Source organism: Castellaniella sp. GW247-6E4 (assembly GCF_040276065.1).
Classification (GTDB): domain Bacteria; phylum Pseudomonadota; class Gammaproteobacteria; order Burkholderiales; family Burkholderiaceae_B; genus Castellaniella.
On the sequence record NZ_JBELOI010000004.1, the window covers coordinates 152,619 to 172,002 of the forward strand.

Sequence of the window (19,384 nt, forward strand, 5' to 3'; positions counted from 1 at the left end):
CCAAAAGGAATTTTCCATGCAAGTGCTACACCTCGACTCCAGCATTACGGGCGCCCATTCAGTATCGCGCCAACTCTCGCGCGAGGCGGTCCAACAATGGATGGCCAGCCACCCCGACGCACAGGTGCAATACCTGGACCTGGCCGCCGAGGCACCCAGCCCCCTGACGCGCGACGCACTGGGCTTTCGCGCGCCGGCCGAGGGTGCGCCCTCCGACATCCAGGCGCGTGAAAACGCCGTTTCCGAGGCGATGGTGCGCCAGTTGCTGGCCGCCGACGTCGTGGTAATCGGCGCGCCGCTCTACAACTTCACCATCCCAGCCCAACTGAAAGCGTGGCTGGACCGCGTGGCGCAAGCCGGCCGCACGTTCAAGTACACGGAAAACGGTCCAATCGGCCTGCTGGGGGACAAGACCGTGATCCTCGCGCTCAGCCGCGGCGGCGTCTACTCGACCAGCGAAATCGGTACGGCCATGGAACACCAGGAAAGCTACCTCAAGACGATCTTCGGCTTTATGGGGGTAAAGGACATCCGCGTCGTGCGCGCCGAGGGGATGGACATGGGCGCCGAAAGCCGCGAGCGCGGCTTTGCGCAAGCCCGTCAGGACATCCTCGCACTGGCCGCTTGAGCGGCCTCGCCGGCCCGGCCCGCGCGCATGCGTCGGCCACCATGAAAAACGGCACGATCGCATCGTGCCGTTTTTCATGGTCGGGAATTGCGCCGGCCTACTTGGCGAACAACTGGCCGATATCCTTGAAGGCCTTGAATTCCAGGGCATTGCCACAGGGATCCAGCAGGAACATGGTGGCCTGCTCCCCGACCTGGCCCTTGAAGCGCACGTAGGGCTCTATCACGAACGCCGTGCCAAAGGACTTCAGGCGCTCGGCGAGCGCCTCCCACTGCGCCCATTCCAGCACAATGCCGAAATGCGGCACCGGCACCTCGTGTCCATCGACCGGATTGGTGTGGGCATTCTCTTGCGAGGCCGTCCTGGGGTGCTCGTGGATCACGAGCTGGTGGCCGTAGAAATTGAAATCGACCCACTGCGCGCTGGAGCGGCCCTCTTCGAGGCCGAACACCTCGCCGTAGAAGCGGCGGGCGGCGGGCAGGTCGTAGACGGGAATTGCAAGGTGGAAGGGGGACAGGCTCATCTGGATTCCATGGAGGCGGATGTTCGGCGCCAGCCGCCGCGCGACGCTCGCCACGGGAACCGGCCGGTGATCTTGTTTAATCTTAACAGGGCGAAGCGCGGGCGGTCACGACATACAATGCCCCTTGGCGGCGGCTCACATCGACCCGCCCGGCGACAGGCCACAGAGGAGCAAGCCATGAACCCGCTGACCGCGGCCCTGGACATCGAGGCCAGCGAGCTACTGCCAAAACTGGAGTCGATCTACAAAGATCTGCACCGCAATCCGGAGCTCTCCATGCAGGAAGTCCGTAGCGCGGACGTCACGGCCGATTACCTCCAGACCCAGGGCTTCGAGGTCGCGCGCCGGGTCGGTGTGACGGGCGTGGTCGGCCTCCTGAGAAACGGCGAGGGTCCGACAGTGATGCTGCGCGCCGATATGGATGCCCTGCCCGTGGTGGAGGCCACCGGCCTGCCCTATGCAAGCAGCGTCAGGGTCCGGGATGAGGACGGCGCCGAGGTCGGCGTCTCGCACGTGTGCGGCCATGACCTGCATATGACTTGGCTAATGGGCGTGGCCCGGATCCTGTCCCGCCATCGCGATGCGTGGGCGGGGACCGTGCTGGCGGTCTTCCAGCCTGGCGAGGAGGTTGGCCTCGGCGCGCAAAGCATGATCGACGACGGCATGTTCGAGCGCTTCCCCAAGCCCGACGTCGTCCTGGGCCAGCATGTCGTCGTCGGCGAGGCGGGCACCGTGGGCTATCGCAGCGGCGTCATCCTGTCCGCGGGCGACAGTCTGAAGGTCAAGCTCTTTGGCCGCGGAGCCCACGGCTCGCAGCCACAAACCGCCATCGACCCGGTCATCATGGCCGCAGCCACGGCAATGCGGCTGCAAACCATCGTATCGCGCGAGATCGCACCCACCGACAACGCGGTGCTGACCATCGGATCGCTGCATGCCGGGGTCCGAGAGAACATCATCCCCGAGGATGCCACGCTCCGGCTGAACATCCGCACGACCGACGAGGGCGTCCGCGCCACGATGCTTGCCGCCGTCCGGCGAATATGCTGCGCGGAATGCCAGGCCTCGAACGCGCCGCGCGAACCCGAGTTCACTACCATCAGCTCCTTTCCGGTGACCCGCAACGATGTCGAATCCACCGAGAGGATCGCACTGGCGTTCAAGGCGCAGTTCGGCGAGCGGGCCTACGAAACCGAGCCGGCGGGCGCGAGCGAGGACTTCAGCCTCTTCGGACGTGCCTGGCAGGTACCCTACGTCTTCTGGTTCGTGGGTGGCACAGACGCCGAGACCTACGCCCGAGCCAAGGCGGCCGGACAGCTCAACACCCTGCCCAACAACCATTCACCCAAGTTCGCGCCGGTGATCCACCCAACGCTCGGCGCTGGTCTGCAGGCCATGCTGACCGCCGCATCGGTATGGCTGTGCAACCCCGCCCGCGCCCGGCACGGCACCTTGAGACCGCGAGAGGAGACATGATGGATCGGCAAACGCTTGGGGCCCTGCTGATGGCCGGAGCGCTCGGTGCCGGGCCTTGTCTCGCGGCGGACACCGCGCCTGATTCCCCAGGCGCGTACATCGGCGTATTCGGTGGCACCGGCACGGCGATTGCGAGCAGCCTGCGGCAACGAGGCGCCGTCCTTTTGCCGGGCCCGCTGCCGCCGCTGCCGATCGATGCGCAAGGCTCCACCGGCAGCGGCGAGCGTGTGTCGCTGGGCGGCATCCAGGCCGGCTATGAATGGGGGCGCCGAAGCATCGGATCCACCCGCTGGGGGCTCAACCCCGCCACGGAAATCGAGGCTTTTCACCTGGGAGAACACACGCCAGTGGGCGAGATGCCCGTCACGCCCCGCGCCCTGGGCACACAATACGTCACGTTTCCCATGACGGCGGACGTCCTCCTGGCCAATGCGGTCTTCACCATCCACACGCCCTTCTCGGACACGATCCTGCCTTACGTGGGAGCCGGCGCCGGACTGGCCCGCTTGTCCGTCAAGGGATCCGATTCCGCCAATCCCTCCGAACCGGGCATCAATCACTTCAACTCGGACCCCGACGCCTCGGACACCGCCTTCGCCATGCAATTCAAAGTCGGCCTCAAGGCCAAGGCGAGTCGCCGGGTGCGCCTGTTTGCCGAGTATCGCCACCTCTCCATCGAGGCGACACGCTATACCTTCGGCTCGACGGACTATCCGGGCCTGCACCTCCCAACACGGACCTGGGACGTGGGCCTCGGCCGCCAGAACTACAATCTCTTCGTCGCCGGCCTGCAATACCGGTTCTGAGCCGCGGCGGCGGGCGCGTCGCACCGGCGCCCGCCGCATCACGCACGCATGGCCCTCAACGCCTCGGCCCAGCGCAGCAATTCATCCAGCATGGTCTTGGCCGACGCATCGATCGGTTCGTTGGAAGCGAACACGCCATCGTCGCCGATGTGGCTGGCTACCCTCGGCACCGTGACGCCTTCCGCCATCGGCATCATCTTGAGCGTGGTGACATGCAGCCTTTCCATCTGGACCGCTCGCAGCCCCCCCGAAACGCCGCCGTAGCCCACGAAGCCGCAAGGTTTATAGTTCCATTCCTTGTAGAGGAAGTCGAGGGCGTTGACCAAGGCCGGCGGCGGACTGTAGTTGTACTCCGGGCTCACGAACACATAGGCGTCGGCGGCGGCCACAATCGCGCTCCAGCGCCGGGTATGCTCGTGCTCATACTGCTGCATGCGGGGGTGCTCCGGCTCGTCGTATAGCGGCAGACCGACATCGGCCAGGTCGACGAGTTGCGCCTCGAAGGCGCCGTGCGCGCACGCAAATTCGTGAAACCAGCGGGCCACCGCCGGCCCGACCCGTCCGGGTCGCGTGCTGCAGACGATGGTTTGAAGCCTCAAGGCCATGGTTCTTCCTTTTATCGATGGGGACCCGCTATCGTACTGCGAACCCGAAGGCCGGCCCGGCACCCCAAGAGTCGCCACCGCCACAATGAAGTAAATTACCCATTGAACGCCGGCCCCCCGAGCGGCGCCACCCCGTTCAGGATGTTCAGGAAACTGCATGAAAACTCGGGCAAGCGACCTGCTGTCGACCGCCATCGCCCCCATTGTCTGGGGCAGCACCTATATCGTCACCACCGAGCTGCTGCCCGGTTTTTCGCCCTTGACGGCCGCCGCCCTGCGTGCGCTGCCGGCGGGGATTCTCCTGCTCCTGGTCTCCCGGCGGCTGCCGAGCGGCATCTGGTGGCTGCGCTGCCTGTTCCTGGGCGCCCTGAATTTCTCGCTCTTCTGGAGCCTGCTGTTCGTCGCGGCCTATCGACTCCCCGGCGGCATCGCCGGGACCGTCCTGTCGGCTCAGCCCCTGATCGTCGTTTTCCTAGCCTCGTTTCTGCTTGCCACCCCACTGCGTCCCTTGACGGTCTTCGCTGCGCTCGCCGGCATGGGCGGCGTGGGCCTGCTGGTGCTGACGCCCGACGCGGCGCTCGACGCCGTGGGCGTCGGCGCGGGCCTGGCCGGCGCGACCGCCATGGCGCTGGGAACCATACTGACCCGCAAATGGCAGCCGCCGATGTCGGCGATGACCTCCACCGCGTGGCAACTACTCTTTGGTGGCCTGCTCCTCGCGCCCGCGGCGCTGCTGTTCGACCCGGCGCCGCCGGCCCTGAACGCCGCCAACCTGCTCGGGCTCGCGTGGCTCAGCCTGATCGGGGCCGCCCTCACCTACGCACTCTGGTTCAAGAGCACCGCGCGTCTGGATTCGGCCGTGGTGTCATCGCTGCTGTTCCTGAGCCCCCTGACGGCCGTGTTGCTCGGCTGGGTCTTCCTGGACCAAACGCTGAGCGCGCTCCAGGCGATCGGCATCGCCGTGATCCTCGGCAGCATATGGCTCAGCCAGCAGGCGCATGCGCGGGCAAAAACGCCCAACCGCCCCATGCGGACAGGCACGGACCGGACGCTGTAAGATCGAGCCATCGTTCCCAACCCCCGTGTCACCTCATGGCCCTCATCAAACCCGTCAGCTCGCTGCGCAGCTACGATGGACAGGCGCACGTCCATGAGCATGATGACGTGCAGATCATGGTGCCGTTGGCGGGGCGCATGGACCTGGAGGTCAACGGGCGGCTGGAACGGGCCAGCCGGTGAGCTGCCACCATGATGGTATGAGCGCCCCGACCAAAACACCCTCCTCCTCTCCGGCCTCGTCCCTGCAAGGCGTGCTGCTGGTGCTCGGCGCCGCCGTGCTCTGGGGGACCACAGGCACGGCCCAGAGCTTTTCCTCCGCCGCGCTGTCGCCCTATTGGGTAGGCGCACTGCGCCTGCTGGTCGCCTCCCTTTTCTTCCTCGCCTATGCCGCCTGGGCCCTCGGACCCGTCCGCCTGGGCCGCGAGCTCGCCGACCTGCACTGGCAGCAGGCGATCTGGGCCGGCGCCTGCATGGCGGGCTACAACCTGACGTTTTTCGCCGGGGTGAAGGCCACCGGCGTGGCCGTCGGCACGGCGCTGGCGCTGGGCAGCGGTCCGATCTGGGCCGGGCTGCTGCAGATGCTGGCCGGCGCACGCCCAGGCGCGGGCTGGTGGGCAGGCACCCTGCTGGCCGTCGCTGGCGGCACGCTGCTGGTCTTTGGACGCGGCGGCGACATCCAGGCTGATCCGCTGGGCATCGCGCTCTGCCTGGCTGCCGGCCTGGCGTACGCGCTGTATGCCCTGCTCAACAAACGGCTCGTTCACCGCTCGGCACCCGCCGTCACGACGCTGGCCGTTTTCATGGTGGGCGCGCTGCTGGCCCTGCCGGCGGCGGGACTACAGGCCGGGCCGCTGCAGATCACGGGCCCGGGCTGGCTACTGGTCGGTTTCCTGGGCATCGCGGCCACCGGTATCGCCTACTTGCTGTTCAGCACGGGATTGCGCAGCATCAGCGCCGCCAGCGGCGTATCGCTGGCCTTGATGGAGCCGGTCACTGCGTTCCTGCTGGCGATCCTGGTGGTGGGCGAGCAGCCCGGCGCACTGGCCTATGCCGGCCTGGCGGCCCTGCTGGCCGGGCTGGTCATCGTCATCCGGGCCGAAACGCGCCCGACATAGACCCGCAACGCAAGATGCCGCGACGGTGACAGGCGGCGTAAAGGCGGCGGGCCGCTCATGGATGCGGCGCACGGCCGCTGAGCCGCCTCAAGTATGCCCTGACTTCCGGATCAGTCGCATAGACATAGCACCCCTTCATGCCTCGCGTCATCAGAGTACGGTATGTGTTCTTGATGATGCGGTCCGCCTTTTCCCGCGCCCACTCGGCATCGATGGCCAAATCCTTTTTATAGCCCTTAATGGATTTATCATGTCTGGCCCTGGCCTCGGGAACCGTCTTGAGCACGCCATTTTCCATGACAAGATCGGGCCCAATAATGACGCCGACATAGTCCACCTCGAGCCCCTGGCAGGTATGGATGCATCCCACCTCCTTGATGGATTCGGGTGCGATGATCCAAAGGCTGCCGTCCTGGGACAGATTCCATTGGCGGGCATAATCGCCGATCACGATGTCATTGGCCCGGGGATCCCTTTTGCTGCGCCAAGGCCAGCAATACCCTGCCACGACGCGTGCCTTGTTCCGATCATTCTTGGCCGCGATGGCGGCATGCATCTCTGCGGGATCGTCAAACACCTCGAACTCCATCGATGCCTCTTCGAGGGTCTGGTTTGCCGTCTGGCGAATATCCAGCACATGGTCGATCCAGGCCAGGTACCCATCCGATCCCGCACAGCGAAACTGCGACTCGAGCCGCATGACCTCCAGTCGCGCACCCCGCTCAGCGGCGAACTTGGAAATGATGGCCTTGGAGCCCACGTCCTTCCAGGTCACCTGCTGGCTTTCATCCAGAAAAAAGATCGCGCACGTCCCTGCCCGCACCAGGTCCCTGATGAGATGATCACCCTCGTTTCCGTAGAATCCGCCCTTTTCCGTCAAGCGATGGGATTCATCGACCACCAAAGTGCCGTACGCATTGGGCTCCGCTCCCATGAACCGATCCGGACCGCTGAAGAGACTGGCCAACTTCATCTTGTCCTGCTTGATTTTGCCCAGCTTTTCGACAAAAACGTGTCGAGGCGCGGCATTCTTCGACACATAGACCGCCAAATTCCGGTGCGACAGCAGGGCAGCGACCAGATGCACCGCCACCACGGATTTTCCGGTCCCCGGGCCGCCCTCCACGATGATGACGCGGGGCGCGGCCGGACTGGCGGTGCGCGCCGCTTCCAGACAGGTCTCGAATACTTCTTTTTGCTCGTCGAGCAGCACGAACTCCCGATGCCCCTGGACAATGCCTTTGACCGCGTCGGCCAGCGCCTTGGACGGTCGGATACGCCCGTTCTCCAACTCAAAAAGGACTTTCCCACCCCCGCCCCTGGGGACATGCGCGCGAATGAAGTCCCTGAGCCGATCGCGCTCGCCCTTGGCGAAAAGCGGCGCTTCCTCTAGATAGGCCCCATAGTGCGCGGCATCGATCACCCCGTCGCGCTTGTAATTGTGCAGATAAACGCAAGGCTGCAGCTTGACGCCATCCTTGCCATACACGGCTTCGTTGAAGCCTCGCAAGAAGGCGGCATACGACCAAGCCTGGTACGAGGGGTGAACCTCTCGGCGCTCGGCGCCGCCCACATAGGTCAGCACGATGCCGTCCCGATCGGTGCCTTTGGCGGTCTCCCATTGCTTCAGCTCGATGATGACCGCGTGCCGCTCGCCACCTCGGGCATGACCGGCGATTGTGACATCAATCCGCTTCAATGATTGAGGGAGCACAAACTCCACTGCAACGCCCAGGTCGTCATCCAGATTTTCATCGTCCAGCACGTTGGCGACATATTGAAGGGAATTTCCCCATGAGCGCTGCTCGCCCCTGGAGACGGATCGGCCGATCTTCGCCTTGAACCGGGCAAGAATGACCTCGTCGATATCCCCTTTCCTCACATCCTCCAGGAACCTGTGCTTCTCCGCCTGGTAAACAATCACCGATGTCTCCCTGGACCGCCTTCAAAAATCCGTGTATTTCCTGCTGGTCCCGCGCGCCTTGTCGACGGGATACTTTTCCGCATTCAGCCGCAATTTCTCATCGACAGCCTGCGCCAGATCCACCTCGAGCACGTCGGCCAGCCGGACCAAGTAGAGCAAGACATCGGCAAGTTCGTGACGAACCGCCTGTGCCGTCCGAATGTCGCGAGCAACATTCCGAGAATCATCCTCATTGAGCCACTGGAACAGCTCCACCAATTCCCCGACCTCGGCCGTCAGCGCCATCGCCAGGTTTTTCGGCGAATGAAATTGCGCCCAATCCCTCTCCTGCGCGAATCTGCGAAGCGCATCCGCAAGCGGGCCAACCTCGATCAGGCGGCTCGGAGAGCCTGTGTTCTTATTCATCTCTAACCGTTTTCCAGGCAACGATATCAGTAATTGTACGTACCCATTTTAACGAGCCATTCTCGTCACGCCCAGGATCATGCAACATGAGACCTCCGGCACCGCCCCCAGAGCGTCCGTCCAGCCGATCATCGGCCCCTCCGCCGCCTCAAACGCCGGCCAGGCCAGAAAGCCTGGAAATTCATCCCCTGTCGAGACAGTGCAAGACAGCGCAAGACGGCGGGCATAACATAGCGTCTATCACCGCAAGGGCACGCACGAGGGTTCCCATGGATGCAATGCAATCGCAAGCCCTGATCACCGCCACCCCGGAACTGGAGGCGGCATCATGACACGCACCGCCTGGGTCATCCGTCACCTCGCTTTCGAGGATCTGGGCATCCTGACGCCATTGCTGACTGAGCGCGGATACTCACTGCGGTACCTGGAGGCCGGCGTGGACTCCATCCATGCGGATGGCTTCGCGCAAGCCGATCTGGCGGTCATCCTCGGAGGCCCGATCGGCGTCTATGAAACGGACCGCTACCCGTTCCTGCTGGCCGAACAGCGCGCCATCGCCGCCCGGCTGGCACAGGACAGGCCCACGCTGGGCGTCTGCCTCGGAGCCCAGCTCATGGCCCAGGCGCTCGGAGCCGAGGTGGTGGCCACGGGATGCTCGGAAATCGGCTACGCCCCCCTCTCACTCACGGACGAGGGACAGGCCTCGGCGCTGGGGGGCATCGGCACTGTGCCGGTCCTGCATTGGCATGGCGATCAATTCTCGATCCCCGCGGGTGCCGTGCGACTTGCGCAAACACCCGGCTTCCCCAACCAGGCGTTCTCCCTCGGGCCCCGGATCCTCGGCCTGCAATTTCACCTGGAGGCCGATCACGCGCAAATCGAGCGATGGTTGATCGGCCATGCGCACGAATTGTCCGCTCGAGGGATCGACCCGCAAATCATCAGACACGATGCCGCGCGGCACGGCGCCGCGCTGGCACTGGCGGCGCGCGCGGTATTCGGAGCCTGGCTGGAGGGCGCGTGCTAGCATTGGGCTTCGGCCCGATGCGGGCGGCTCGCCCCGACTCCATGAAAAACAGCACACAGACCGCCCTCACCGCCGGCCTGCTTCGCACCCTTTCCTCCCTGCCGTACGGATTGGTCGCCCGACTGGGTGAAATCCTGGGATCCATGCTGTATCTGATCCCTGGAAAACGCAGACATATCCTGCACACCAACCTGCGCCTGTGCTTCCCTGAACAGTCCGAATCCGAACGCCGGCGGCTGGCGCGGGCAAGCTTCCAACACGTCATACGCAGCTACCTGGAGCGCGGCCTGCAGTGGTACGGCAGCGCGCACGCCATCACGAGTCTGGTGGAGCTGGACAGTGCCATCGATCTACGGGACCGTTACGACCAGCCGACGATATTCCTGGGGTTTCATTTCGTCGGGATCGAAGCCGCCTGCATGTACTACTCGATACGACACCCGGTCGCGTCCATCTATACCCCGATGTCGGACGAAGTGACGGACGCGATCTCCAAAGGCCAGCGCGCGCGGTTCGGCACGACGATGATTCCGCGCCACGGCAGCGCGCGCAATATCCTGGACGTGTTGAAGTCCGGCAAACCCATCATGCTGGCCGCGGACATGGACTTCGGCCTGCGCGACTCGGTATTCGTGCCGTTCTTTGGAGTGCAGGCCTGCACCCTGACTGCCGTGTCGCGCCTGGCGCAGCTAAGCGGCGCGCGCGTCGTGCCCTTTGTCTCGAAAGTGCTGCCCGGCTATCGCGGCTACAAGCTGCGGATCTATCCCGCCCTACAGGCATTCCCGAGCGGCGACGTACGGGTCGACGCGCTCGCGATGAACCAGTTCCTGGAGGCTCGCATCCGTGAAACACCCGATCAATACTACTGGGTGCATCGCCGATTCAAGCGCCGCCCGCAAGGCGAGGCTGCGATTTATTGAATGTCCCGAGCAGGGACAAGAGATACGCGGACACCCCCCGTTCGCTGGCCCGAACTACCGAGGGTGCCCGATGGTATCGCTCAGGGTGTCCACAAAACGCTGGACGCTTGGCGAAACGCTGTCGCTGCGCCAAACAGCCAGCGTTTCGACCGGGTGCTCGACCCCCTCCAAAGACCGGATGGTCAGGCCTTGGCGCTGGATACTGCGTACGCAAGAGGGATAGAGCGAGACCCCGATATTGGCCGACACGAGGCCAAAGATGCCGTCGCTGGTCGACGCTTCCTGAACGACATTCGGCGAAAAACCGGCCTCTCGGCATGCCTCGAACACCACATGCCGATAGGCCGCCCAACTGTCCTTGGACCCCAGGACAAAGGGTTCGTCCGCCAAGTCCTTGAGAGTAATGGCCTCTCGCCGGGTGAGCGGATGGCCATCCGGAAGCAACGCGACCAGGGGGTCGCGCATGACAGAGATGGAGTTGACGCCCTTGCTTTGAAACGGCCCGATCAACAAGCCCACATCGATGTGGCCGGCCAGGATTTCCTCTTTTTGGAATACCGTGGGTATGTAGCTGAGCTCGACCCGGATCCCCGGGTGATCGCGCCGAAAGGTTTCCAGTATGCGCGGAAGCGGGCCATTGATGGCGAAATCCGTATAGGCCACCGCAACATTTCCCGCATCGCCCAGGGCCGCGCTATGGGTCCGCATCACACCGCGCTCGAGCAGCCTCAGCACCTCTCGGCATTCCGCCAAAAACACTCGACCAGCCTCCGTGAGCTCGACGCTGCGGGTCGTGCGCAGTAAAAGCTCGACACCGATATCCTCCTCCAAAGAGCGGATCGTTCGGCTGAGGGCGGGCTGGGTCATGCACAGGCGCTCGGCGGCGCGCCGAAAGTGCAGTTCCTCGGCCAGCAGGACAAAGGCGCGGAGATGACGCAACTCAAAGCGCATAGCCATATAGGGCCTCACTCTGGTTTGAGCAACGATCATATCATTCTGTCAGCTCAACAAGAGCCGGCGCCTCATTTTGTAATGAATTCCCGATACCTCGTCGCGAGGCGCGCTTAATTTCGGGATGCTTCATGGATTTAATCCAGACAGTCCATCATGTCGTCCAAGCTTTGAAATTTGACGCGCGGCCTATTTTGCGCCCGACCTGCCGACAGCTCCTTATCGTCGATGCTCATCCAGTCATTCCAGGTGGTGAATTTGATATTCCGCTCTCTGAGAATTTCGGTAATATCCGCCTTGGTCGAGGCCGCATCAGGGCCGTCACCCGACGATGCCCAGCTTTTCAACAAGGTGGCGACTGTTTCCGCCGAGTCCTGGCGATTGGTGCCCACCGTGCCGGATGGGCCGCGCTTGGCCCAACCAGTCACGAACTCGTTGGGAAGCACAACCCCGTCTTTACCGGTAATTTGCCCATCGATATTCGGGACAATCGACCGGCGCTCGTCAAAGGGCACGCCGGAGACCGCGCCGACGACATTGCCGATAGCCGAAAATATGGCATCGACGGAAACCCTGCAGGGACTGTTTCCGGAGCCGGCACTCGGCGATGCATCACTCGGAGCCTTGTTGCTGCGCAGATCCAGCCATTCGACGGATCCGTTTCCACCAATGGACGCCACCGAGCGCCAGAATTTGACATGAATTTTCTTTTCATATCCAGCCTGCGGCCGCTCGGCAATGGTTTTCAAAATATTCATATTCAAGCGGCACTGCTGGTCAGCATCGACATAATCAGACTCATCCTGAGTAAGCTTCAAGTCCTCGGGATCAATGACAATGTCCACGTTCTTCAGATTGACGAGCCCCCGCAGTTCAACCGGCGTAAACTTCACCTGAGCGGGGCCCTTACGCACCAAGAGGTAAACCTCCCTGACGGCGTTGCGCTCGAGCTCGCGCAAAACCCGATCGGGCACATCGGTCGATCTGACGACATCCATCTCGTTGATCAGCATCCTGACCACGTCCAAGGCAACGTTGCCGCCCCCCACGACCGCCGCTTTGGAGAACGCCATCGAAAAATCGGAAATCCGCCTGAGAGGATGTCCGTTGTACCAATCCACGAAATCCATCGCACTGAAGCTGCCCGCCAGATCTTCTCCTGGGACACGCAGGTATTGCCTGCCCGCAGCCCCCGTCGCATATATGATGGCATCGTAATGCCTCAACAGGTCGTCTCTATGCAAATCGGAGCCGAAGTCGACATTGCCTATGAACCTGAGATTGTCAAACTGATCGATCAGGCCGGAAAACACCTTGGAGACCGATTTCATTCGCTGATTATCCGGAGCAATTCCGTACCGAACGAGGCCAAACGGCGTGGGCAGCCTGTCGATGATATCTATCTGGCCGGAGAAATGCTTGAGCAATTCGAGCGCCGCGTAAAACCCTCCGGGCCCGGCTCCGATAATCGCCACTCTTTTGGACTGCATATTATTCCCACCCGGCAAGTTGAATTTCAGAAGAACACATACCGAAAACGCCAATCCCAAAGCACAAGGGGTAATAGACCCGCAAACGAGGGGCCCGTGGAGTCTGCTTAAAGCGACATCAGGCCAACGACCTCCTTGACGAACTGGCCTGGCTCATCAAGCACCTCGCTGAACGATGTCAGTGGTCTTTAGAGGCGCTATGTCTTTCCGGAAATCCGGCCACCAGGCTGGTATCAACGCCATAGCTGCCAATCGGCGCGGCGGCGCCTGGGGATCCAAGCGGCTCAGGTTTTCCTATCAGGATTTCCGAAAAAAACCTGGAATTATCCGCAATATATTCCACCAGATTTTCCGGCACGTCCTCGTCAAAGAAAATGGCGTCTTCGGGGCACGCCGGAACACAGGCTCCGCAATCGATGCACTCATCGGGTTGAATATACAGCGATCGCACCCCTTCATATATACAATCAACCGGGCATTCCTTTACACATTCCTTGTGTATGCAGTCGATACACGCCTCAGTGATGATGTGGGGCATCTTTTCGTCTCCTGGCTTGCTTATAATTTGATGATAGATTCGGGGCTTACCGCTCTACTCGAGGCATATGAAAATTTTCCTCAAAAATGAAACCCAGCGATAAGCCCCACCGCACAATCTCCCTGCCGCGTTACCTCAGCAGTGTATCCAACGGGGCGATGGAATGATACATTTCACCGGCCCATTTCGGCTCGCGTCCCTTGGGATCCAACTCGAACGAGGTCGTTTCCTCCAAGAGCGCCTTTATTGTCTCCGCCGCCTCGACGCGGCCGACATAGCGGCCTACGCAGTAGCCTGCGCCAAAACCCAGGGCGAAGTGCGTGGCCTGCTCCCGTTCCGGGTTGAAGCTATAGGGGCATCCCCACTTTTCCTCGCTCCGGTTGGTCAGCGGCGTGATCACGTAGATTCCATCGCCCGCCTTCATCTTGGTTCCGTTGAGATCGACATCCTTGAGGACCGTCCGGCGGATAGTCCTGAAGGGCGTCAGATAGCGCAGCCCCTCCTCGACATAGTTTTGCACTTCCTGAGGATTCGCCCGTAATTTGGCTTGCAGTTCCTGGTCGCGTGCAAGGATATACAGCAGGCCCCTGAGCAGCGGCTTGGTTTCATTGTCCAGACAGCTCCAGCACAAGGTCATGACGTCTCTTTCATTCCAGTCGGAGAATACGGTCGGCCCCTCCGCCCAGAACTTGCTGATCAAATCATCCCGCGGATTGTCGCGTCGGTCCCTGATGGTCGGCAGAATGATCTGGGTGACCGCCTCAAGGGCCTTTTGCCCATCCTGCGCCGCTTTGCTGCTGAGCGGGATCCCTTCCCTGGCGTGTAACGCCTCTTTCCAGACGGCGCGAATCTGCATCTGTTGATTCAGACCATTCATCAAATCCGCATCGGAGGTATCGATACCAAGAAAGTTGCTGCCGACGTACATCGGCACCGTGTCCGCGTACTCCACCGCCAGTTCGGCCGATCCCCTCGCCACCAGTTCCGCGGCCAAGCGCTTCGCCATTCCAAAGGCCATCGGACGGATCAATTCCGCAAAATCCTCCCCGGTGAGGCGCATATGCATGGTGTGGAGGCGTCGATGATCCCGCCCGCTCAGATTCAATAGGTGCCGCCCCCAAAACTCGGTGGCGCCCTCCCGCTCGGGAATATCTCTCCAGAATGTTTCAGCCTCCTTGAGGATGCGGAACCCTTCCTCGTAGCCAGTCACGACCCAGGCATTCCTATCGGAATGCCAATACACCGGCGTATTGCCGATCCATTGAGAAAATCCTTCTCTGATTTCCTTGTCTAATTGGCTATCAATAGCTATCGCAGCGCCAACGGTCATCTCCTGCTCCTTTTCTGTGTCAAAACAACCTAAAAACGTCGTATAACCCACTGTGTGCGTGTGAATTCACGCCGCTTTCACCGCCCTTTCTTGCTTAGGGGTACTTATTCATGGAATTATTGACATCATGCTAGCATGGGTATAAGTTCATTTGATAATAATATGGCACTTATATATGCGTCTTATGGTATCAATAGTTCTGGTAACCCAGGGAGCCTCGGGTGACGGGATGCGGAGAAATGGCAATGGATCTGACTTATCAGTGGCTCTACGACGCAGCGCGCGACCGTTTCGACTCCGATGATGCAATGGAATTATTTCTGCCTCAGGCGCTCACACCCGATGAGTTGAAACGCAAAGGCGATGATCGATGCTTGTCCGCGATGACACAACGGATCTTTCAAGCCGGCATACAGCACGCGGTGGTCGACGCCAAGTGGCCCGCCTTCGAAAAAGCATTTTCCGGCTTCGTGCCCGAAGCCATGGCACGGATTGGCGAGGCGGATATCGAGGGCCACATGCAAAATGCGCGCCTCATCCGCCATCGCGCAAAATTGCAGACCATACCCAAAAATGCCCAACTCATTCTGGACATCCGCAGGGAACAAGGCGGCAGCTTCGTCGGATTCATCGCCGACTGGCCGGCCGCGGACATCATCGGTTTGTGGCGCCTGCTCGCCAAACGCGGAGCCCGCCTGGGCGGGCGTTCAGCAGCGGGGTTTCTGCGCCTGGTCGGCAAGGACACCTTCTTGCTGACCAGCGACGTCGTCGCACGCCTGGTGACCGCGGGCGCTATCGCCCAAGCGCCTACGAGCCAGCGCGACCTGCAAGCCGTACAGGACACGTTCAATGCCTTGAGACAGAGCTCCGGCCGGTCGCTATGCCAGTTGTCAGCCATGCTCGCATTGAGCATTCACCCGGCTTTCTAGGAATCCTCCGGGCGCGGCCCAAGCCGGACACCTCAAACGCGCTTGCAACGGGGCGGCCCCGCAGCCGGGCCGCTATAACCAGCGGCGGACGCGACCCTTATACGTCAGAAACGCCACCCCGAATTTTTCTTGCAACAGACGTTCCTCGGGAAGAATCTGATAGCGCGTGATATAGGCAATAAAAAAGAGTACGCAAAGGGCCGACAACATGTGGCTTAAATAAAATGCCCACCCGACAAGCACGAACAGCACGCCGAGATACATTGGATTCCGGCTATAGCGGTAAATTCCCACACTGACGAGGCTGGTGGCCTCCACAGGGTGCTTCGGATCGATCGTGGTGCCTGCGCGTTTGAAGGCGGCGACACCCGCCAGGCTGATGGCCACACCCAGCAAGCTCAGAACGAGCCCCGTCATCGCGCCGCCGGGCCAAGACAGGGTCAGCACAGGAAACGTTTTGGACAGCAGCCACATGAGCAGGCCCGTCATCAGCATGACGAGGGGTGGCGGGACAAGCAGTTCAAGTCGCCTCATGGCATATCCTTTCTAGTCAAGCAGCAAGAGCGCGTCGAGATCCAGGATGACGATCCGGCGGTGCCCGGTCTGCGCAATCCACCCGGCCTCCTCGAATTCCCCGAGCCTGCGGCTGACGGTTTCAGGCGTAGTGCCCAGAAAAGAGGCCAGGTGCCTGCGGCTCATGGGCAGGCTGAAGTGATGGGAGCCCTCTTGTTCCGCTTGATCCGCGAGATATCGCCCCAGCCGAGCATTGATCGATGCCGTGGCAATCGCCGCGGTTTGTTTCTCGCTGGTACCCAGGCGCCGGGCCAGTTCCGCCAGCACATGCAGGCTGATGTCGGGGTATTGAAGCAGAAGCTCGCGCACGTCCGCCTGATAGATCGTACAGACCTCCGACGATTGCATGGCCTCGGCGTAAGAATCCTGCTCGGCGGCCGAAAACAGGGCCAATTCCCCGGCAAAATCACCTGGATGCAGGATGCGCACAAGTTGTTCCTTACCAGCATCGGAGAGACGATAGACCTTGATTTTCCCCCGATGGACGATGAACAGCCTATCCGATGGATCGCCGGCACGGTGAATGAACTGCCCGCACCCATAAACACGCATGAAGGCCTTGCCGGCAATGACCGAAAGCGCTTCGTGGGGAAGATGATTGAAGATCGGTACACGCGAGACACACAGGCTTTGCACGTGTCCGGACCCGGTATCGGCCGCCGGGGCGGCGAGGTTGTCGCTCATTCGGACGACTCCTGTATGGGCGAATGGATCAAGGCGGATGCTCCGGCCACTATGTCGAAGCATCCCTTGTCGGGGCTAATCCCGATTCATGGAGCAGCGCGGGCGTTGCCGTTCAAGCGCCTTGGCGCGCAATATCGCCAGCCACTCTACCACGGTCATCCCGCCCGCTTTGCCCGCGTGCACGATAGCGTATGAGCCTGACCGCGTTGAGTGTCACCAGCAGCACGCTGAGTTCATGGACGAGCATCCCCGAGGCCAGGAATATCTTGCCCAGCAACACACCCGCCAGCAGCAGGACCACCGTACCCACTGCCACGATCGTATTTTGCTGCATATTGCGTACCGTCGCCTTGGCCAGCGAGTGGGCATGCGCGAACTGGTCGAGCCGATCGGACATCAGGACGATATCGGCGGTTTCCATCGAGATGTCGGTGCCGCCGATGCCCATGGCCAAACCCACGTCGGCCGTCGCGAGAGCGGGCGCATCGTTGATGCCATCACCCACCATCGCCACACGATATCCCTGACCCTGCAATTTGCCGACCCAACTCACCTTGTCCTGCGGCAACAGCTCGGCATGAACCTCATCGAGGCCGAGTTCGTCGCCGACCAGTTTCGCCGTATGCCGATTGTCGCCGGTCAGCATGATGGTTTTCTTGACGCCGGCAGCGCGCAATTGTCCGATGGCGGCCTTGGCTTCCGGCTTGATCTGGTCGGCAATCGAAATGGCGCCCGCCAAACGCCCGTCCACCGCGACCAGCACCGCGGTATTGCCCGCCTTCTCGCGGGCGGTGGCGTACGTCTCGACATGCGCGTCTACGGATACCCCCTGGTCCGCCATCAGCTTTCGATTGCCGATGGCCAGGAGCTGGCCGGCAACCGTGGCGACCATCCCGCCCCCCTTGACGATGACGACATCCTGTGGCTCCTCGTTGAGCGGCAGCTCGCGCCTCCGGGCCTCAGCCACGATGGTTTGGCCCAAATGGTGCTCCGAAACCTTCTCGGCCTCGGCCACGAGACGCAGCAGCGAACCCTCGTCCATCCCCCAGCTCTTGACTTCGGTGACCTCGGGCTTGCCTTTGGTGAGGGTGCCGGTCTTGTCGAAGATGACCAGATCGATCTTGGACAGCTTTTCCATGATCTCGCCGCCCTTGACCAGCACGCCATTACGCGCGCCGTTGCCGATGCCCGCCACCATCGACACAGGTGCGGAGATCACCAGCGCGCCTGGACAAGCAATGACCAGGAACGTCAGGGCCAGTTCGACGTTGCGCGTGAAGGCATACACCAGGACGGAAAGCACAACGATGGCCGGCGTATAAATATTGGCGAATCGATCCAGGAATTTTTGTGTCGTGGTCTTGGATTCCTGGGCTTCCTCCACCATCTCGATGATCTTGGCGAAGGTGGTATCGTCGCCCACGCGATCAGCGGCGACCTCGATGTACCCATTGTCGACGATGGTCCCGCTGAATACCCGGTCGCCCGCCGCCTTGCTGGCTGGAACGGATTCGCCGGTGATGGCGGCCTCGACAATCAGCGCCTGGCCCGAAACAATGGCGCCGTCCACCGCGATCTTTTCGCCCGAACGGATCAGCACGCGATCACCCTTGACGACCTCCTCGACGGGAACCTTGACGTGGCCTTCCGGACGAATCACCGTGGCTTCCGTCGGCGTCATATCGATCAAGTTGCGCAGCGACGCGCGCGTCTTTTCCAAAGTGCGCGATTCGAGATACGCGCCAAATATGAAGAGGAAGGTGACCACCGCCGACTCGACGTACTCGCCGATGATCAGGGCCCCGATGACGGCAATGGTCACCAGCAGTTCAATGCTGAAGGCTTTCATGCGCAAAGCCTTGAATGCCTTGACCGCAATGAAATAGCCAGCCACTACAGTGGAGGCGACAAGGACGCCGTCCTTATAGTGAGAAAAGCCCGTCAAGTGCAGCGTAAATGCAATCAACAGCATGAGGCCGGTGACACCGGCGATATGGGAATTTCTGATGCGGTTCATGTTCTACTCCAGCACATGCAAATTCAGTTCGTCAGATACCGGCCGCGCTTGACGGCCGCAACCCAAATCCATCTACGAGACTTTCTTTGACAACACTGGATAGCCCAGCCGCACGAGGGTGTCTTGCAATGCATCGGCGCTGGTTTTAGCCACATCGAATTCAACCCGGACACGCCCCGAATTGAACATCACCCGCACGTCCCGCACACCATCGACCTTGCCCACGGTTTGTTCGATTTTTTTTATACAGGACGGACAGGTGAAGGGCTCCATATTGAAAACAGCCTTTTGCATTTCTTTGCTCCTTGAGATTGAAGTGATGATTCAATCGTAAGGGGCCAAGGCATTCTCACGCATTGACGGGCGACAAGTTTGAGCAGCGCC

General features: G+C 61.5%; 21 protein-coding genes. 9 read left to right on the forward strand and 12 right to left on the reverse strand.

All coding sequences use genetic code 11. The features are described from left to right. The first annotated feature begins 16 nt into the window (after positions 1–16). Positions 17–628: an FMN-dependent NADH-azoreductase gene (locus ABS761_RS06955; protein ID WP_350407436.1), complete on the forward strand. Its 612-nt coding sequence runs from the start codon at positions 17–19 to the stop codon at positions 626–628. 97 nt (positions 629–725) lie between these two features. On the opposite strand, the gene ABS761_RS06960 is transcribed toward ABS761_RS06955, so the two are convergent. Then, on the reverse strand, positions 726–1,151 hold the full coding sequence (locus tag ABS761_RS06960) for a VOC family protein (RefSeq protein WP_350407437.1): 426 nt from the start codon (positions 1,149–1,151) through the stop codon (positions 726–728). Positions 1,152–1,328: 177 nt separating this feature from the next. Here ABS761_RS06960 and ABS761_RS06965 point away from each other — a divergent pair, with 177 nt between their 5' ends. Continuing rightward, on the forward strand, positions 1,329–2,627 hold the full coding sequence (locus ABS761_RS06965) for an amidohydrolase (RefSeq protein WP_350407438.1): 1,299 nt from the start codon (positions 1,329–1,331) through the stop codon (positions 2,625–2,627). After that, the gene (locus ABS761_RS06970) at positions 2,624–3,433 is read left to right on the forward strand and encodes an outer membrane protein (protein WP_350407439.1); all 810 of its coding nucleotides are present in this window, start codon (positions 2,624–2,626) and stop codon (positions 3,431–3,433) included. The genes ABS761_RS06965 and ABS761_RS06970 overlap by 4 nt, the downstream gene beginning before the upstream one ends. A gap of 38 nt (positions 3,434–3,471) precedes the next feature. Here ABS761_RS06970 and ABS761_RS06975 read toward each other — a convergent pair whose 3' ends face one another. Further along, the gene (locus tag ABS761_RS06975) at positions 3,472–4,038 is read right to left on the reverse strand and encodes an NADPH-dependent FMN reductase (protein ID WP_350407440.1); all 567 of its coding nucleotides are present in this window, start codon (positions 4,036–4,038) and stop codon (positions 3,472–3,474) included. A 157-nt stretch (positions 4,039–4,195) separates the two neighbouring features. Between ABS761_RS06975 and ABS761_RS06980 the strand changes: the two genes are divergently transcribed. Genes ABS761_RS06980 through ABS761_RS06990 form a run of 3 tightly spaced genes read left to right on the forward strand, consistent with a single transcriptional unit; the run spans position 4,196 to position 6,212 of the window. Next, the gene (locus tag ABS761_RS06980; protein WP_350407441.1) at positions 4,196–5,095 is read left to right on the forward strand and encodes an EamA family transporter; all 900 of its coding nucleotides are present in this window, start codon (positions 4,196–4,198) and stop codon (positions 5,093–5,095) included. A gap of 35 nt (positions 5,096–5,130) precedes the next feature. Beyond that, entirely contained in the window at positions 5,131–5,277 is a 147-nt protein-coding gene (locus ABS761_RS06985) for a cupin domain-containing protein (RefSeq protein ID WP_350407442.1), read from the forward strand. A gap of 17 nt (positions 5,278–5,294) precedes the next feature. Then, on the forward strand, positions 5,295–6,212 hold the full coding sequence (locus ABS761_RS06990; RefSeq protein WP_350407443.1) for a DMT family transporter: 918 nt from the start codon (positions 5,295–5,297) through the stop codon (positions 6,210–6,212). A gap of 55 nt (positions 6,213–6,267) precedes the next feature. Here ABS761_RS06990 and ABS761_RS06995 read toward each other — a convergent pair whose 3' ends face one another. After that, the gene (locus ABS761_RS06995; protein WP_350407444.1) at positions 6,268–8,136 is read right to left on the reverse strand and encodes a DNA/RNA helicase domain-containing protein; all 1,869 of its coding nucleotides are present in this window, start codon (positions 8,134–8,136) and stop codon (positions 6,268–6,270) included. A gap of 21 nt (positions 8,137–8,157) precedes the next feature. After that, a complete protein-coding gene (locus ABS761_RS07000) occupies positions 8,158–8,541 on the reverse strand; it encodes a nucleotide pyrophosphohydrolase (RefSeq protein WP_350407445.1) in 384 nt (127 codons plus the stop codon). A 328-nt stretch (positions 8,542–8,869) separates the two neighbouring features. On the opposite strand from ABS761_RS07000, the gene ABS761_RS07005 reads away from it, so the two are divergent. Together ABS761_RS07005 and ABS761_RS07010 are read left to right on the forward strand one after the other, a co-directional pair. Beyond that, positions 8,870–9,568, forward strand: a complete 699-nt coding sequence (locus ABS761_RS07005; RefSeq protein ID WP_350407446.1) for a glutamine amidotransferase — start codon at positions 8,870–8,872, stop codon at positions 9,566–9,568. A gap of 41 nt (positions 9,569–9,609) precedes the next feature. Further along, entirely contained in the window at positions 9,610–10,488 is an 879-nt protein-coding gene (locus ABS761_RS07010) for a lipid A biosynthesis lauroyl acyltransferase (protein WP_350407448.1), read from the forward strand. Between the two features lie 54 nt (positions 10,489–10,542). Here ABS761_RS07010 and ABS761_RS07015 read toward each other — a convergent pair whose 3' ends face one another. The 4 genes from ABS761_RS07015 to ABS761_RS07030 form a co-directional block, all read right to left on the reverse strand. Then, a complete protein-coding gene (locus tag ABS761_RS07015) occupies positions 10,543–11,445 on the reverse strand; it encodes a LysR substrate-binding domain-containing protein (protein WP_350407449.1) in 903 nt (300 codons plus the stop codon). Positions 11,446–11,576: 131 nt separating this feature from the next. Beyond that, a complete protein-coding gene (locus tag ABS761_RS07020; protein ID WP_350407450.1) occupies positions 11,577–12,929 on the reverse strand; it encodes an FAD-dependent oxidoreductase in 1,353 nt (450 codons plus the stop codon). Positions 12,930–13,107: 178 nt separating this feature from the next. Further along, positions 13,108–13,467 carry a ferredoxin gene (fdxA, locus tag ABS761_RS07025; protein WP_350407451.1) on the reverse strand — a complete coding sequence of 120 codons (360 nt, stop codon included), beginning with the start codon at positions 13,465–13,467 and terminating at the stop codon, positions 13,108–13,110. A gap of 130 nt (positions 13,468–13,597) precedes the next feature. Further along, on the reverse strand, positions 13,598–14,797 hold the full coding sequence (locus ABS761_RS07030; RefSeq protein WP_350407452.1) for a cytochrome P450: 1,200 nt from the start codon (positions 14,795–14,797) through the stop codon (positions 13,598–13,600). A gap of 245 nt (positions 14,798–15,042) precedes the next feature. Here ABS761_RS07030 and ABS761_RS07035 point away from each other — a divergent pair, with 245 nt between their 5' ends. Then, positions 15,043–15,726, forward strand: coding sequence for a DNA-3-methyladenine glycosylase I (locus ABS761_RS07035; protein WP_350407453.1), 684 nt, complete (start codon positions 15,043–15,045; stop codon positions 15,724–15,726). Positions 15,727–15,798: 72 nt separating this feature from the next. Here ABS761_RS07035 and ABS761_RS07040 read toward each other — a convergent pair whose 3' ends face one another. The 4 genes from ABS761_RS07040 to ABS761_RS07055 all read right to left on the reverse strand — a co-directional run bounded on the left by ABS761_RS07040 (position 15,799) and on the right by ABS761_RS07055 (position 19,294). Beyond that, positions 15,799–16,260, reverse strand: a complete 462-nt coding sequence (locus ABS761_RS07040) for a methyltransferase family protein (protein ID WP_350407454.1) — start codon at positions 16,258–16,260, stop codon at positions 15,799–15,801. A gap of 12 nt (positions 16,261–16,272) precedes the next feature. Further along, complete coding sequence (locus ABS761_RS07045) at positions 16,273–16,983, reverse strand: Crp/Fnr family transcriptional regulator (RefSeq protein ID WP_350407455.1); 711 nt, start codon at positions 16,981–16,983, stop codon at positions 16,273–16,275. 112 nt (positions 16,984–17,095) lie between these two features. Then, positions 17,096–19,000: a heavy metal translocating P-type ATPase gene (locus tag ABS761_RS07050; RefSeq protein WP_350407456.1), complete on the reverse strand. Its 1,905-nt coding sequence runs from the start codon at positions 18,998–19,000 to the stop codon at positions 17,096–17,098. Between the two features lie 72 nt (positions 19,001–19,072). Continuing rightward, positions 19,073–19,294, reverse strand: coding sequence for a heavy-metal-associated domain-containing protein (locus ABS761_RS07055; RefSeq protein ID WP_350407457.1), 222 nt, complete (start codon positions 19,292–19,294; stop codon positions 19,073–19,075). Positions 19,295–19,384 lie beyond the last annotated feature (90 nt).